This window comes from Streptomyces sp. NPDC004838, from assembly GCF_053600955.1.
This window is the reverse complement of record NZ_JBSGAW010000081.1, coordinates 1-1,137: the sequence shown is the minus strand read 5'-3', so window position 1 is coordinate 1,137 and position 1,137 is coordinate 1. Positions and strand designations below refer to the sequence as shown.

Genomic DNA, 1,137 nt, shown 5'->3' with positions numbered 1-1,137 from the left:
CTAGTGTCCTGAGTCTTTGATTCGGTTCAGATATCCAGTGAGGCGTTCGAAGATCTCGTCAGCGGACTTCGTCCAGACGAAGGGCCTCGGGTTGTCGTTCCAGTCGGCGATCCAGGCCCGGATGTCCTTCTCCAGGGCTTGGACGTTCCGGTGAACGCCACGGCGTATCTGCTTGTCCGTCAGCAGTGCGAACCAGCGCTCCACTTGGTTGAGCCAGGACGAGCTGGTCGGAGTGAAGTGCATGTGGAACCGGGGATGGGCCAGCAGCCACTTCTGGATCGCGGGCGTCTTGTGGGTGGCGTAGTTGTCGCAGATCAGGTGGACGTCGAGATGGCGGGGAACCTCCTTGTCCAGCTTGGCCAGGAACTTCTTGAACTCCACCGCGCGGTGCCGGCGGTGGAGCGAGCTGATGACCTCGCCGGTGGCTGCGTTCAGGGCGGCGAACAGGGTCGTCACACCGCCGCGCAGGTAGTCGTGGGTACGGCGCTCGGGCATGCCCGGCATCATCGGCAGCACCGGTGCAGACCGGTCCAACGCCTGTATCTGCGACTTCTCGTCGACGCACAGGACGATGGCCCGCTCGGGCGGGTCCAGGTACAGGCCGACGACGTCGCGGACCTTCTCGATGAACTGCGGGTCCCTGGACAGCTTGAAAGTGTCCACCAAATGCGGTTTGAGGCCGAAGGTCCGCCAGATCCGCGAGACGGTGGACTGGCTCAGCCCGCTGGCCGCCGCCATCTCCCGCGTCGACCAGTGCGTGGCGTTCTTCGGGGTGGTCTCCAGCGTCCGCACGACTACCTTCTCGACCTTCTCGTCACTCACCGTGCGCGGCGGACCGGGCCGCGGCTCGTCGGACAGACCCTGGAGCCGGTCGACCGCGAACCGCTTACGCCACTTGGCCACCGTGACCGGGTGGACCCCAAGCTCCGCCCCCACCGCGGTGTTCGAACCACCGTCAGCACACGCGAGCACGATCCGGCACCGCAACGCCAGAGCCTGCGAGGACGTCGCCCGCCGCGACCAACGCAGCAGCGTCTCCCGCTCCTCATCCGCCAGAACCACCTCGACCGTCGGCCGACCCATACGCGCCATGAGCCCAGCCTACTTCTATAGCGAAATAAAGACTCAGGACACTAG

The 1,137-nt window shown here is 65.3% G+C and carries 1 protein-coding gene; it reads right to left on the bottom strand.

What is annotated here, in order from left to right; translation table 11 throughout:
- On the bottom strand, nucleotides 1-1,092 hold the full coding sequence (locus tag ACWEFL_RS36115) for an IS630 family transposase (RefSeq protein ID WP_451721361.1): 1,092 nt from the start codon (nucleotides 1,090-1,092) through the stop codon (nucleotides 1-3).
- Nucleotides 1,093-1,137: the final 45 nt, after the last annotated feature.